The sequence below is a fragment of the Leisingera sp. ANG-M6 genome, assembly GCF_000813905.1.
Taxonomy (GTDB): Bacteria; Pseudomonadota; Alphaproteobacteria; order Rhodobacterales; family Rhodobacteraceae; genus Leisingera.
In genome coordinates, this window is record NZ_JWLG01000015.1 from 136,741 (window position 1) to 151,805 (window position 15,065).

Here is a 15,065-nt window from a genome sequence, read left to right on the forward strand (position 1 = left end):
TCCCTTTACCGTATGCGAGACCCAAAACTATGGACAATTTGCGCAATAGTATGGGTCAAAAACACGCTTTTGGGCGATCCTACACGGCCTCAGAAATCCAGATTTTCCACGCTAAGGGCGTTCTTCTGAATAAACTCTCGGCGCGGTTCCACCACATCGCCCATTAGCTTGGTAAACAAATCGTCCGCTTCGACCATATCATCAATACGGACCTGCAGCAGCGTGCGGGCATCCGGATCAAGTGTAGTTTCCCAAAGCTGATCGGGGTTCATTTCGCCCAACCCCTTGTAGCGCTGCAGAGTAAGGCCCTTTTCGCCCTCTTCCAGAATCGCCTGCAAGAGGCCCAGCGGGCCATGGATCATCTGGCTGCGGTCGCGGCGGACCAGTTGGGCGGTGGTGCCGTAAACTTCCTGCAGGCTTTTGGTGAAACTGCCGGTCTTGCGGGCTTCACCCGAGCGCAGCATCGGACCATCCAGGGTACGTACTTCCTCGACTCCGCGCAGGATGCGGGCCAGGCGGATGCCGTGGTCCTGGGTGATCCGGCCCTGCCAGCCGCGTTCATATTCCAATGCGATCAGGTCCAGCCGTTGGGCAACTTTGTCGGCCACGCCCTGCAGGTCGGAATCCACGGCACCGGGTACAAAGGCGCCGGCCACGGCAGCCTGCTCCAGGATGTGGCGCGGGTAATGGGTCGGGAAAGCATCCAGCACGCGTTTGAGCTGCCGCGCCTCGTCCACTACGCGAGTGAGGTCGGCACCGGCCATTTCAGACCCGTCACCCAGCTTGAGAACCGCGCCGTCAACGCCCTGGTTGATCAGGTAATCGTCCAGCGCCGCCTGATCCTTGAGGTAGACCTCTGACTTGCCGCGCGCGACCTTATAAAGCGGCGGCTGGGCAATGTAGAGGTAACCGCCCTCGATCAGTTCCGGCATCTGGCGGTAGAAGAAGGTGAGCAGCAGGGTACGGATGTGGGCGCCGTCGACGTCGGCGTCGGTCATGATGACGATCTTGTGGTAGCGCAGCTTCTCGATGTTGAATTCATCACGGCCGATGCCAGTACCAAGCGCCATCACCAGATTGCCGATTTCCTGAGAGGACAGCATCCGGTCAAACCGCGCACGCTCCACGTTCAGGATCTTGCCGCGCAGGGGCAGGATGGCTTGGGTCATCCGGTCCCGCCCGGTTTGGGCGGAGCCGCCGGCCGAGTCACCCTCGACCAGGAAGACTTCAGTCTTGGAAGGGTCTTTCTCGGAGCAGTCCTTGAGCTTACCGGCTAGGTAGTTCACGTCCATCGCGGTCTTGCGGCGGGTCAGCTCGCGCGCTTTGCGGGCAGCTTCGCGGGCCAGAGCGGCCTCGACAATCTTGCCGACGATCTGCTTGGCCTCGTTCGGGTTTTCCTCGAACCATTCGGCCAGCTTTTCACCCATCAGGCTTTCGACCACCGGGCGCACCTCGGAGGACACCAGCTTGTCTTTGGTCTGGCTGGAGAATTTCGGGTCCGGCACCTTGACCGACAGAACACAGGTCAGCCCTTCGCGAGCATCGTCGCCGGTGAAAGAGACCTTCTCTTTCTTGGCGATGCCCGACGTCTGCGCGTAGTTGTTGATGGTCCGGGTCAGCGCACCGCGGAAGCCCGCGACATGAGTGCCTCCGTCGCGCTGCGGAATATTATTGGTGAAGGGAAGCACCGTCTCGTGGTAGCTGTCATTCCACCACATGGCAATCTCGACGCCGATGTCGTCCTTCTCCCCCACGATGTAGACCGGAGCGTCCATCACCGGGGTCTTGTGCCGGTCAAGGTATTTGACGAATTCCTTGACGCCGCCCTCGTAGAACAGCTCCGCCGAGAGCTTCTCTGCCGGGCGCTCATCCTCCAGAATGATTCGCACACCGGAGTTCAGAAAGGCCAGCTCGCGCAGGCGCTTTTCCAGCGTCTCAAAAGAGTATTCCAGGTTCGAGAATGTATCGGTCGACGCCATGAACCGGACTTCGGTGCCGGTCTGGTCACCACAATCGCCGACCACTTCCAGATGCTTAACGGTATCGCCGCGTTCAAACCGCGCCACGTGCTCCTTGCCGTTGCGCCAGATGCGCAGCTCCAACCAGTCAGACAGCGCGTTCACCACCGACACGCCCACGCCGTGCAGGCCGCCCGAGACCTTATAGGAGTTGCTGTCAAATTTACCACCAGCGTGTAGCTGGGTCATGATGACCTCGGCTGCCGAAACGCCTTCCTCGGCATGAATATCCACCGGAATGCCGCGGCCGTTGTCGCTGACGGAGACGCTGGAATCCGCATGAATTTTCACGGTTACATGGTCAGCGTGGCCTGCCAGCGCCTCGTCGATGCCGTTGTCCACGACCTCGTACACCATATGGTGCAGGCCCGAGCCGTCATCCGTGTCCCCGATATACATGCCAGGGCGCTTGCGAACCGCCTCCAACCCTTTGAGAACCTTGATGGAATCCGCGCCATATTCTGCGGGGGCCTGCTCGTTTCCGGACATTCACATCTTCCTGTTTTAGCTTCGGGATTTTATACGAAACCCGGGGAGGAATGTCACGAGCAAGCCCCCTTTTTTCATGGGCCCGTCAGGCGATTACGCACCCAGCGCCCCGAGTTCCGCCGCTGTGCGTAGCCAGGCTTTGCGCTCCTCGCTGCTTGACCCCTGCAAAGCGCCGAAATGGCAGGTCTCAACCGGGTCAATTCCGACAAAATTCAGGATCTGGCGTTCCACCTGAACATGCGCGGCATTGTCGTAGTATTGCGCCATCAAATCGGGCGGCGTGTCTGACGCAATCAGGACCCGTCCTGACTTTCCCGTCAACAGCGGCTTGGGCAGGCCATCGGTGACAATGCGGGGATCAAAGGTGCGGCCGGGCAGCAGGATCCGGTCGAACAGCCCCTTCAATTTACCCGGCATGCCGCCCCACCACAGGGGAAAGGCAATGACCACATGGCCCGCCCATTCGAAATCCGAAAGCACCGCCTCAATTTGGGGCTCCAGCTTCTTTGCACCGGAGAACCCGGCCTGCCCGAAATCCGCATCGAACTCCAGCTGCGACAGATTGTGCATGCGCACGTCATGACCGGCGCCGCCAGCGGCAGACGCATAGCTGCCGCACAGCGCCCCGGTAAAGGTATTGGCAGCCGGGTGGCCGTTCAGAATCAGGATTTTCCGGGCAGACATTTCACTCTCCATTGGATAAGTTGACCATGGTCACTTTATTGAATCAAAAATGACCACGGTCAATTACAAAAATGACCGTGGTCAAAAATACTCGTGAGGCTGAAAATGACACGTGCACCGCAGAAACGGCGGCTGGAAACCCGGGCGAAACTGCTGGAGGTGGCAGAGGCCATCGTGCAGGAGCAGGGCTACAGCGGATTGCGGGTCGAGGATGTGGTCGCCCGCGCCGGTGTGGCAAAGGGCACCCTGTTTTCGCATTTCAAGGACAAGGACGGGCTGCTGGCCGTGCTGATCGGGGATGAGGTCATGCGCCTGCTGGACGAGATGGAGGCAGGGCCCCTCCCCCAGGATGCGGATGAACTGACCGCCCGACTGGCGCCGCACCTGGACTACGTCGGCCAGGACCGTGTGATCTTCGATCTGTTGCTGCGCTACTCCGGCACCACAGCGGCGGAACCGGATGAGGTGGTCACCGCCGGTTTCATCCGGCAGGTCACGCTGCTGACGCGCTGGCTGCAGGTTCTGCAGACGGCAGGCCAAATTCGCCAGGATCAGCAGCCGGAACTGCTGGCAGAAGGCATTCAGGCCTTCCTGAACCACGTCCTGGGCGTGTGGTTTTGCATGGAACACGATGATGAAACGCCGCCTGCCAGAGCACTGGCGCCATACCTGCAAGCCTGGCTGCAGCCCGCCACTTAGGTGAAGGGAATCACCAGCCCGACACAGATCAGCAGCCCGCCGGACACCAGATTGATCCGCCGCCGGATCCGGGTGGAGGTTACCGCCCGGCGCACGCGGTGCACCATCCCCGCCAGCGCCAGGTTGCCCAAAAGCGGAACCAGGAAGGACAGGGTCACAATTGCAGCGATGTCGCTCCCGGAGATGCCCGACAGGTCAAAGAACCCGGGCAGCACGCCCATGTAGAACAAGATCGCCTTGGGGTTGCCGAGGATCACCGCGATACCGGCCATGAAACCGGCCCAAATGCCGGGACGGGTCAGGGCGCGGTTTTCCTCCACCGCGTCGCCGGCATGGCGGATCAGCAGATACCCCATGCCCAGGAACATCGCGCAGGCCACCCAGCGCAGCACGGTCATGATGCCCTCGATCTCCGAAACCACCCAGGACATGCCCGCAACTGCAATCAGCGGCCAGAAGATGTCGCCGCAGGCGACGCCAACCGCCAGCGGCCAGGCCGCTGGGAACCCGCCGGAAACCGAGCGCGCCATCAGGGCCAGCCACACCGGGCCGGGGGTCAGGAACAGGATCAGCAAGGCCCCGGCATAAAGCGCCAGGTCCCAGGGCGTAACGGTCATTTCTGGGAAACCTCCGATACGCCCTCGTTTTCCGACACTTCCAGCACCTGCGCCCGGCCGCCCAGCTCCGTAAACAGCTCTGGGCCGGTGCCTGTCATCCAGGCCTGGGTGCCAAGCGCGCAGATCTCATCATACAGCGCAGCGCGGCGGCCCGCATCCAGATGCGCCGCAACCTCATCCAGCAACAGAATCGGCGGCGCGCCCTCGCGCTCGGCCAGCGCCCGCGCATTGGCCAGAATCAGCGACACCAGCAACGCCTTCTGCTCTCCGGTGGAGCAGTCCTTGGCCGGGATGCCCTTGGCGCGGTAAGTGCCAATCAGATCGGTGCGGTGCGGCCCTACCAAGGTACGGCCTGCGGCCAGATCGCGGAACCGGCTTTCCTCCAGCGCCTCTTTGAAATCAGCCTCCGAGAACGGCATGCTGCCCTCCGACTGCAACAGTTCCAGCTCCGCAGCCGGAAAGGCGGTCTCCGCCTCGGCCTGTGCCTGCTGCAGCAGCTCCACCGCCTGCACCCGGGCCGCATGAATCCGGTGCCCGGCGGCAGCCATGCGATCCTCCAGCACCCGGTACCAGGCTGCATCGCGGATCTGTTCCTTCAGCAGCCGGTTGCGCTCGCGCATTGCCTTCTCATACGCCAGCGAGGCCTCAGCATGACCCGGCTCGAAACTCAGCGCGATCCGGTCCAGAAACCGCCGCCGCCCCTCTGCAGCCTCAATCCACAGCCGGTCCATTGCCGGAATCAGCCACACCACGCGCGCCACTTGCCCCAGCGCCAGTTGGCTGGCGGACTTGTTGTCGATCTTCACCTGCCGGGCATTGCCTCCCTCGGACCAGGTTTCCACCTCGTAAGCCTGCGACGGCGCCTGCAGCTCGCCTCTCAGCTTCCAACCCAAAGCCTCTGGCTGGCGCGCCATATCGGCGGCACTGGCCCGGCGCAGGCCGCGGCCCGGGGAAAACAGAGACACTGCTTCCAGGATGTTGGTCTTGCCCGCGCCGTTGTTGCCGTGAATGGCCACCGGACGCCCGTCCAAACGCAAATCCGCCCGCAAATGCGAGCGGAAATGGGAAAGGGTCAATGCGGTCAGAGCCAGCATGAAGCGCGCGCCCTTTTTCTTCTTTGCAAAATTACTCGCGCTGCAGGCATCGCCGTCAGGCGATCAAACCCGCATCGGCATCACGACGTAAACGGCGCTTTCGTCGTTGCCTTCGCGCATCAGGGTCGGATCGCCGGAGGAGTTGAACATGAACACGGCGTTTTCGCGGTCCACCTGGTTGGCGATTTCCAGCAGGTACTTTGCGTTAAAGCCGATTTCCAGGCGCTCGTCGTTGTAGGCGACGGCCAGCTCTTCCTCCGCCGCACCGCTGTCGGGCGCGTTCACCGACAGGATCAGCCGATCCTCTTCCAACTGCAGCTTCACCGCGCGGGAGCGTTCAGAAGAAACAGTGGCAACCCGGTCAACGGCCTGTGCGAACTCGGCCGCGTCCACTTCCAGGCGGCGGGTGTTTCCGGCCGGGATCACGCGGGTGTAGTCGGGAAAGGTCCCGTCGATCACCTTGGAGGTCAGGGTGATGTTCGGGGTGGCAAAGCGCACCTTGGTTTCAGAAACCGAGACCGCGATATCCATGTCGTCATCATCCAGCAGCTTGCGCAGCTCGCCCACGGTTTTGCGCGGCACGATCACGCCGGGCATGTCCTCGGCGCCCAGCGGCAGTTCCGCGTCGATGCGGGCCAAGCGGTGGCCGTCGGTGGCCACGGCGCGCAGAACCTTGCCGCCATCCCCCGACGAAACATGCAGGTAGACACCGTTCAGGTAATACCGGGTCTCCTCGGTGGAGATCGCGAATTTCGACTTGTCGAACAGGCGGCGCAGCACCGCGGCCTTGGCGGCAAAGTTCGAATGGTATTCCGACGAGGCCATCACCGGGAAATCCTCGCGCGGCAGTGTCGCCAGAGAGAAATTGGAGCGCCCGGCCTCGACCGCCAGACGGCCGGTTGCGGCATCGGCGGTCAGGGTGACCAGCGCACCATCAGGCAGCTTGCGGACAATCTCGTGCAGGGTGGTGGCAGCGACGGTGGTCGCGCCGGCGCGTTCCACCTGCGCGGGGGCCTTGTCGACCACCTCGATATCCAAGTCGGTGGCGCGGAACTGGACGCTGTCGCCTTCGGCTTCGATCAGCACATTCGCCAGGATCGGAATGGTGTTGCGGCGCTCGACCACAGACTGCGCCTGGGCCACGGCCTTGAGAAGCGTGCCGCGTTCGATGCTGATCTTCATGTCCCAAATCCTCTTCGTCAGGCGCCCGTGTCAAATGCCGGGACAAGCAACCTACCTGTTTACCCCTGCCGCACAAGGCTTTTTATGGATTTCTCCAAGGGATTTCAGGCGGGGTCAAGAGGGGCTGAACGGCTAGGCCGTGAAACCGGGGGAAACGTTGCAGCAGAACCCGCCACTGTCCCCGCGGGGACAGCAACGAAAAACGCCCCGGCACAAGGCCGGGACGCGATACGGGCAGGTGAATGCACTGGAGAGGTGCTTAGGCCTTCACCCGCTCCGATTTCGGATCGTACATCGGCTTGAGCGAGGCTTCCGCCTGCACCTTCACGCCGCAGACGTCAATCTCATAGGTCGAACCCAGCACATCCGCCGCGCTTTCGCCCTCGCAAGGCACATAGCCCATGCCGATGGCGGCACCCAAGGTGTGGCCGTAGTTGCCGGAGCTGAGATAGCCCACATACTTGCCGTCGCGGATGATCGGTTCGTTGTGGAACAGCAGCGGCTCGGGATCGGTCAGCTTGAACTGAACCATGCGGTTCTTGGGGCCGCTCTCCTTGCGCTCCAGCACCGCGGCCTTGCCGATGAAGTCGTCCTTGCCGGTGGCAACCGCAAAGCCGAGCCCTGCGTCGATCACATTGTCCTCGCAGGTGATGTCGTGGCCGAAGTGGCGGAAGCCCTTCTCGATCCGGCAGCTGTCCATCATGTGCATGCCGCACAGCTTCAGCCCCATGTCCTGGCCCGCCTCCCAGAGGGTTTCGAAGGCATGGCCGGACATCTCTGCCGGGATATAGATTTCCCAGCCAAGCTCACCCACATAAGTCACCCGGTGCACACGGGCGAGCCCCATGCCAAGTTCGATCTCTTGCGCGGTGCCGAAGGGGTTCACCTCGTTGGAGAAATCATTGGGCGACACTTTCTGCAGAAGTTCACGGGAGTTCGGACCCATCACGGCCAGCACGCCCTCGCCTGCGGTCACATCGGTGAGCACGACGTTGAAACCGCCCTTGTTGCGCATCATCCAGGTCTGGTCGGCGAGGCGGGTCACCGCGGGAGTCACCACCAGATAGACAGTCTCGCTCAGGCGGGTGACGGTCACATCCGCCTCAATCCCGCCGCGGCTGTTCAGGAACTGGGTGTAGACGATCTTGCCCGCCGGAACCGAGACATTGGCACCGCAGATGTAGTTCAGGAACTTTTCGGCATCCGGGCCTTCAACGCGGATCTTGCCGAAGGAGGACATGTCGTACATGCCGACGTTTTCACGGACAGCGTGATGTTCAGCGGCGGAGTTTTCAAACCAGTTCTGGCGCTTCCAGCTGTACTGATACTCGCGCTCTTGGCCGTCGTTGGCAAACCAGTTGGCGCGCTCCCAGCCGCCGATTTCGCCGAATACGGCGCCCTGTTCCTTAAGGTGATAATGGAACGGGGTGCGGCGCACGCCGCGGGCAGTGGCTTTCTGGCGGTAGGGAAAATGGTCTGCATACAGCAGGCCCAGGGTCTCTTTTGAACGCTCGAACAGATAGTGCTTGTTACCCTGGAACGGGTGCATGCGGGAGATGTCCACATCGCCGAGGTCAAACGGCTTCTGGCCGTCTTCCATCCACTGCGCCAGCGCCATGCCGGCGCCGCCTGCGGACTGGATGCCGATCGAGTTGAAGCCTGCGGCAACCCAGAAGTTGTCCATCTCCGGCGCCAGGCCGAGGTGGTAGGCGTCGTCCGGGGTAAAGGATTCCGGGCCGTTGAAGAACGTGTGGATACCGGCCTCCGCCAGCATCGGCATCCGGTTGCAGGCGGCCTCCAGGATCGGCTCGAAGTGGTCGAAGTCCTCGGGCAGCTGGTCGAACTCGAAGCTGTCGGGGATGCCGTTCATCGCCCAGGGTTTGGCGTTGGGTTCAAAGGCACCCAAAAGAATCTTGCCTGCGTCTTCCTTGTAGTAGGCGCATTCATCCGGCACCCGCAGCACCGGCATCTGGGACAGGCCTGCGATGCCTTCGGTCACGATGTAGAAATGCTCGCAGGCGTGCAGCGGCACGTTGACGCCTGCCATGCGGCCGACCTCGTGGCCCCACATGCCGGCACAGTTCACCACCATGTCGGCTTCGATGTGGCCTTGGAACTGGCCATCATCGCTGGCCCAGTCAACACCGGTGACGCGGCGGCCGTTTTTGGAGATGCCGGTGACCTTGATCCGTTCCTTGACCAGCGCGCCGCGCTGGCGGGCGCCCTTGGCCAAGGCCAGCGCGATGTTGGCCGGGTCCGCCTGCCCGTCGGTCGGCAGCCAGACACCGCCGGTCACGCCGTCCAGATTGATGTGCTCGTAGCGCTCCTTGACTTCCTTGGGCGACAGTTCCTCCACCGGCACGCCAAAGGCGCGGGCCATTGCGGCGTTGCGATAGAGTTCTTCAAGCCGTTCGTTGGTCAGCGCCGCGGACACCGAGCCGACCTGGCGCATGCCGGTGGCGACGCCGGTTTCTTCCTCAAGCCCCAGGTACAGCTCCGCCGAATAGCGGGCGAGCTTGGTCATGTTGGAGGAGGCGCGCAGCTGTCCGATCAGGCCCGCGGCGTGCCAGGTGGTGCCGGAAGTCAGCTGCTTGCGCTCCAGCAGCACCACATCCTTCCAGCCGAGCTTGGTCAGGTGATAGGCCACCGAACAGCCGATCACGCCGCCGCCGATAATCACCACGCGGGCCTTGTTGGGAAGATCGCTCATGTCATCGCTCCTGAATGAGGGTTTGCGCCTGATTATCACGAACAGGCGGCGCAAAATGCATCAAAAACGTCAGACTCCCGGAGCTATTCTCCGGCCTTTAGGATTTTTTGTGAACCATCCTCGCCCAGTCGGCGGCGCTTGCGCAGAGCAAAGGGAGTAATGCCGAAGAAGCTCTTGTAAAGACTGGAGAACCCATTGGGAAATCCACAGGCAAGACCGATCTCGCGGACGCTCATGGTGGTATTGAGCAACAAGTTGTTGGCCTTGGAAAGCCGCATTTCCCGGTAAAACCCATTGGGAGTGGTCCCCAGGAAAGTCTTGAACTTGCGCTCCAGCGAGCGGGTGGAGATGCCTAGCTCCCCGACGATGTCGCTGATCGGCACCGGTTCCTCGATGTTGTCCTGCATGATGCGGATACAATGGTCCAGATCACTGTCTCCGGTGATGGTTGGCTTGGCGCCGGCAAAAGGCTGCAGCGAGGAGAAGTCGCGCACCTGTTCGTGCAGCATGATGTTGCCCACGGTCATCTGCGCCGCAGCAGAGGTCAGCCTGCCGACCAGCGCCAGGATGATATCGACGGTGGACCCCATGCCAGCGCAGGTCACCACCAGCCCGTCCTCGCTGGCCAGCGCGTGGCTGGAATCGTTCAGCCCCATGCGTTCACGCAGCAGGGCAGAGTTTTCCCAGTGGGTCGTCAGCCGCCCGGCGGCGCCACCCTGGTCACGGATATAGCGCGCCGCGGCCTCCGCCAGCAGGTAGACCTTGATATCGCGGCAGGTGTAGCTGGAAATCACCCGTCCCAGGCTGAGGCCCGGATGATCAGGGTCGGAGTTGCCAAGGAAGAAGGCAAAATCCGCGTCCGGCTTGGCCGCGAAGGGTTCAGTATCCACGCTTAGGCCCGCCCGGCAGCCCACCCGGCCGCCCTGCAGTGAGCGGACGGTCCATTTGAACGGCGGCTGGGCCAGCACGCGGTTGGCGATCCGCAGAACCTCCAGGATCGCCGACATCTCGATCAGTACGAAGCCTTCGGTGACGATGATGTCGATGTGCCAGACCCGGGCCGGTTCTGCCGCTTTGAGTTTTTCCGGAGCTGCCATGCTGATCCCCTCCCCTGGTCAGACGATCCGATGCCCGGCCGCGCGCAAACAGCGGGCCAGTTCGGCAATATGGTCCGGGCCGACTTCACAGCAGCCGCCGACGATCGTGGCGCCTTGGGCAACCCAGCCCATGGCAAATTCCGCGTAGGCCTTGGGCCCCAGATCCTGACGCTGCTCCAGCGCGTCCACGGTGGGGGCATCTTTCAGAAACCCCTCGGAAATCCGGGTGAACCCGTTGGCATATGCGCCGCAGGGCTTGCCGAAGGTTTTGACAATTTCCAGGCCTGCGCCGACGACCTCGGGGCGCGAACAGTTGAGCAAGACCGCCTCCGGCTGGAAATCCTCGACCACCGCCGCGAGATCCGCCAGCGGCTCGCCGGAACGCAGCAGCGTTCCGTCTTCATCAGAAACAGAAGCCGCCAGCCACACTGGTTTCGCCGTCCCGGCGCAGCCAAGCAGCGCCCCCCTAGCGTGTTCGATAGATGACACGGTTTCGATCAGGTACAGATCCGCCTGCGGGTCCAGCAGCTGAACAATCTCTGCGTAGACCGGTGCGGCCTCCTGGTGCGGCGGGCAGATATCCGGGCGGTAAGAGGCAATCAGCGGCCCCAGCGCAGCGGCGACACGGCCTGAGCCGTGGGCGTCCCGTGCAGCGGTTGCCTGAGCGGCCGCCGTGGACAGCAGCTCTTCGAAATGCTCCTCGATGCCTGCGCGGACCAAGCGGTCGCGCAGCACCGCATAGGTATTCATGGTGGCCATTGTGGCCCCGGCAGCAAAGTAGTCCGCGTGAATGCCGCCGACCACATCCGGCTTTCCGATCATCACGGAGGTTGACCACAACGGCGTCGCCCGGTCGCCGGACCGCTTGACAACTTCCTGCCCGATTGAGCCGTCAAGAAGAATGATATCTGTCATGGGGCCTCCTGCGGGGGAATCAGGACCAGTTTGCCCGGAAACGCCTTGCTCATGAAATCGGCTTGCGCCCGAGCGATGTCCTGCAGGGGATAGGTTGCCGAGACCAAGGGACGGATTGCGCCGGAATTGATCAGCTCCACCAGTTCAGCAAAGACCGTACGGGGGGAGAAGGTGCAGCCGTGGACAGTGATGTCGCGCAGGTAAATCTCGCGCAGGTCCGCTGTGACGATCGGGCCGGCAATGGCGCCGGAGACCGCGTAATGCCCGCCGGGCCGCAGCGCCTGTATCAGCGCGGGCCAGGCCGGGCCGCCGACCACGTCTATGACGGCGTCGAAACTGCCTGGTTCAGGTGTTTCCACGCGGCCAATGATGCTGCAAGCCCCCATCGCGGTCACCGCCTCCGCTTTGGCGGGCGATGTCTGACCAGTCACTTGCGCGCCAAGATGGGCCGCCAGCTGGACCGCAGCCAGCCCGACCCCGCCGGAAGCGCCGGTCACCAGCACCCGCTGGCCACCGGAGACACCAGCACGGTGCAGCAGGTTCCAGGCGGTTCCATAGGCACAGGGCATCGCCGCGATCTCGGTATCGGACAAGGGAGAGGCGCTGACATCGAACAGCTCTGCCGCCTCCATCAGGCAGTATTGCGCGAAAGCACCGTCAAGCTCTGACCCTAGGGCGACAAAGGCCACCGGATTGTCCGGCTGCGGCCGGGGAATATTGATCTGGCTGGTGACCCGCTGCCCCACGTGGAAGTCACCAACATCTGGGCCGGTCTGAACCACCACGCCGCACAGGTCGCCGCCTTGGATGCGGGGAAAACTCAGGGCGCCACCCCAGCCGCCGGCCTCGACCTCTGCGTCATCGCCGACCGCATTAGTGGCCCCCGTCACATCTGACGAATACCAGCCGATCCGGGTGTTGATGTCGGTGTTGTTGACGCCGGCTGCCAGAACCTTGACCAGCACCTGCCCCGGCCCTGGGACCGGAACAGGAATATCTTCACGCCATTCGAGCGCATTCGGCCCGCCATGCCGGGTCAAACAAACGCCTTTCATCATCTGGGCCATCGCTGAAGCCTCCTGAATTAAGCGTGACGGGCCGACCCTAGCACATCAGGCGCGCAGGCGCTCGTTGGCCGGATCCCACAACGGTTCGTCCTTCTGAACCACCGCGCGGCACTTCTCGCCGTAGATCTCTACCTCCAGTTCGGTACCCGGAACGGCCAGCTCAGGACGCACCATGCCCAGCGCGATGGAGGCATTCACACGGTAGCCCCAGTCGCCGGAAGTGGTTTCACCCACGATCTCGCCATCTTTCCAGATGCAGGACATGTAAGGCGCGTCTGCCTCGCCAGCTTCGACAATCAGGGTCACAAAGGACTTTTTCACGCCCTGCTGCTTTTCGTTCTGGATTGCAGCCTTACCCGGGAAATCCTGCGGCTTGTCCAGTTTGACAAACCGCTCCAACCCGCCTTCGAGCAGCGAGTAGTCGGTCGACAGATCACCCTTCCAGGTGCGGTAGCCCTTCTCGATGCGCAGGGAATTCAGCGCATACATGCCGAACGGCTTGGCGCCGCCTGCGAGCAAGGCATCATAGATTGCCGGCTGATGCTCATTGGCGCAGTGCACCTCCCAGCCCAGTTCGCCGGCAAAGGACACCCGCGCCAGGAAGGCGGGTTTGCCCGCGACGGTGGCTTCCTGATGGGTCAGCCAGCCAAGCGACAGGTCGGCGTCGGAGATACCTGCAAACAGCTCACGCGATTTCGGGCCGGTGACGATCATAGTTGCGAATTCGGTGGTGTGGTCGGTCAAGGTCAGGCCGTCAGGCAGCGCCTTCTTCAGGATTTCGAAATCGTGCCACTGGGCCGAGCCTGCGGTGATCATGGTAAAGTGGTCTTCGCCATGACGGACACAGGACATCTCGGTCAGGATACGGCCGCGGTCGTCCGAGAAGTAGACCAGGTTCATCCGGCCCACCTTGGGCAGACCGCCAGTCACCAGGCCGCGCAGGAATTCCGCAGCGCCTTCACCGCTCAGGTTGAAGCGGGAGAAGCCCGGCAGGTCAAGCACACCGGCGCCGTCACGGACCGCTTCGCATTCTTCCTTGATGCGCTGCTGCCACGGGCCGGAGCGGCCCCAGGTGTGGGTGGCCTCTTCCGAGGTATCGTCACCCGGCTGCGCGAACCAGTTGGCGCGTTCCCAGCCGTTGTAGGCGCCCATCACGCCGCCCAGTTCTTTGATCTTGGCATGGACCTGGCTGACCTTCTTGTCGCGCGCGGCCGGCCACTCGTGGTGCGGGAAGTGCATGGCATATTCGTTGCCATAAACTTCCATGCCTTTCTGGTTGCAGTAGTCCTGATCGGTGTAGTCGGTATAGCGGCGCGGATCGACGGCCCACATGTCCCACTCAGTGTGGCCATCGATGATCCATTCTGCCAGCACCTTTCCGGCGCCGCCGCCCTGGGCAATGCCGAAGGTGAAGCTATGCGCTTCGAAGGCGTTTTTCACACCGGGCATCGGGCCGATCATCGGCAGACCATCGGGCGCATAGGGGATCGGGCCGTTGATCACGCTGGAGACACCGGAAGTCGCCATCAGCGGCACCCGCTCCATCGCGTCGGTGACGATATCCTCGATACGGTCTAGGTCTTCCTGCCACAGCTGGAACGAGAAGTCCTCAGGCATCGGATCGTCTTCGGTCAGCCAGTGGCCTTTGCAGTTCGGCTCATAGGGGCCGAGGTTGTAGCCGTGCTTTTCCTGACGCAGGTAGTAAGACACATCCACATCACGGATCAGGGGCAGCTTGCCGCCGTGTTCCTTGGACCAGGCTTCGACCTCGGGGATCTGTTCGGTCAGCAGGTACTGGTGCTCCATCACCATGGCAGGCACGGTCCGGCCGCCGTAGGGCTTGAACATCTCGCCCACGCGCTGCGCGTAGTATCCGGCGGCGTTCACCACATAGTCGCAGTCGATGTCGCCTTTTTCAGTGTGCACGGTCCATGTTCCGTCTTCGTGCTGGGTCACACCGGTCGCCGGGGTGAAGCGCAGGATCTTCGCGCCCATATCGCGCGCACCTTTGGCCAGGGCCTGGGTAAGCTGTGCCGGGTCGATGTCGCCATCGGTCGGGTCATAGAGAACACCTGCCAGGTCATGCGTCTCCAGGAACGGATAGTGTTCCTTGGTTTCTTCCGGGGTCCACATCTCCATCGGGATACCCTGGTAACGGCCCATGGACATGGCGCGTTCGAATTCCTGCATCCGCTCTTTGGTGTGTGCCAGACGGATCGAGCCCGAAACATGGTAGTTCATCGGGTAGTCGACCTCTTCGGCCAAGCCTGAATACAGCTCAGTCGAGTAGCGCTGCATGTTCATGATCGCCCAGGAGGTCGAGAAGGTCGGCACGTTGCCAGCCGCGTGCCAGGTCGAGCCGGCAGTCAGCTCGTTCTTCTCCAGCAGCACACAATCGGTCCAGCCTTTCTTGGCCAGATGATAAAGCGACGAGCAGCCGACGACGCCGCCGCCGATGATGACCACACGGGCCTTGGTTGGAAAATCAGACAT

General features: G+C 62.4%; 11 protein-coding genes. 1 reads left to right on the forward strand and 10 read right to left on the reverse strand.

Annotation, left to right across the window (positions count from 1 at the left end; all coding sequences use genetic code 11):
• Positions 1 to 89: 89 nt before the first annotated feature.
• Both gyrB and RA24_RS13360 read right to left on the reverse strand, forming a co-directional pair.
• Positions 90 to 2,507: a DNA topoisomerase (ATP-hydrolyzing) subunit B gene (gyrB, locus tag RA24_RS13355; RefSeq protein ID WP_019297656.1), complete on the reverse strand. Its 2,418-nt coding sequence runs from the start codon at positions 2,505 to 2,507 to the stop codon at positions 90 to 92.
• A gap of 93 nt (positions 2,508 to 2,600) precedes the next feature.
• Complete coding sequence (locus tag RA24_RS13360) at positions 2,601 to 3,191, reverse strand: NAD(P)H-dependent oxidoreductase (RefSeq protein ID WP_039147795.1); 591 nt, start codon at positions 3,189 to 3,191, stop codon at positions 2,601 to 2,603.
• 105 nt (positions 3,192 to 3,296) lie between these two features.
• Here RA24_RS13360 and RA24_RS13365 point away from each other — a divergent pair, with 105 nt between their 5' ends.
• Complete coding sequence (locus tag RA24_RS13365; RefSeq protein ID WP_039192124.1) at positions 3,297 to 3,890, forward strand: TetR/AcrR family transcriptional regulator; 594 nt, start codon at positions 3,297 to 3,299, stop codon at positions 3,888 to 3,890.
• Here the strand turns inward: RA24_RS13365 and RA24_RS13370 are convergent.
• The 8 genes from RA24_RS13370 to RA24_RS13405 all read right to left on the reverse strand — a co-directional run bounded on the left by RA24_RS13370 (position 3,887) and on the right by RA24_RS13405 (position 15,065).
• Complete coding sequence (locus RA24_RS13370) at positions 3,887 to 4,507, reverse strand: LysE family translocator (RefSeq protein ID WP_019297653.1); 621 nt, start codon at positions 4,505 to 4,507, stop codon at positions 3,887 to 3,889. The two genes, RA24_RS13365 and RA24_RS13370, sit on opposite strands and share 4 nt — an antisense overlap.
• Positions 4,504 to 5,601, reverse strand: coding sequence for a DNA replication/repair protein RecF (gene recF / locus RA24_RS13375; protein ID WP_039192126.1), 1,098 nt, complete (start codon positions 5,599 to 5,601; stop codon positions 4,504 to 4,506). The genes RA24_RS13370 and recF overlap by 4 nt, the downstream gene beginning before the upstream one ends.
• A gap of 63 nt (positions 5,602 to 5,664) precedes the next feature.
• On the reverse strand, positions 5,665 to 6,783 hold the full coding sequence (gene dnaN, locus RA24_RS13380) for a DNA polymerase III subunit beta (RefSeq protein WP_019297651.1): 1,119 nt from the start codon (positions 6,781 to 6,783) through the stop codon (positions 5,665 to 5,667).
• A 259-nt stretch (positions 6,784 to 7,042) separates the two neighbouring features.
• Complete coding sequence (locus RA24_RS13385; RefSeq protein ID WP_039192129.1) at positions 7,043 to 9,493, reverse strand: GcvT family protein; 2,451 nt, start codon at positions 9,491 to 9,493, stop codon at positions 7,043 to 7,045.
• 83 nt (positions 9,494 to 9,576) lie between these two features.
• Positions 9,577 to 10,590: a GlxA family transcriptional regulator gene (locus RA24_RS13390; RefSeq protein WP_152612847.1), complete on the reverse strand. Its 1,014-nt coding sequence runs from the start codon at positions 10,588 to 10,590 to the stop codon at positions 9,577 to 9,579.
• A gap of 18 nt (positions 10,591 to 10,608) precedes the next feature.
• A complete protein-coding gene (locus tag RA24_RS13395) occupies positions 10,609 to 11,505 on the reverse strand; it encodes a homocysteine S-methyltransferase family protein (protein WP_039147412.1) in 897 nt (298 codons plus the stop codon).
• On the reverse strand, positions 11,502 to 12,572 hold the full coding sequence (locus RA24_RS13400) for an alcohol dehydrogenase family protein (protein WP_039192134.1): 1,071 nt from the start codon (positions 12,570 to 12,572) through the stop codon (positions 11,502 to 11,504). Before RA24_RS13400 ends, RA24_RS13395 begins: the two co-directional genes overlap by 4 nt.
• Positions 12,573 to 12,617: 45 nt before the next feature.
• On the reverse strand, positions 12,618 to 15,065 hold the full coding sequence (locus RA24_RS13405; protein WP_039147416.1) for a GcvT family protein: 2,448 nt from the start codon (positions 15,063 to 15,065) through the stop codon (positions 12,618 to 12,620).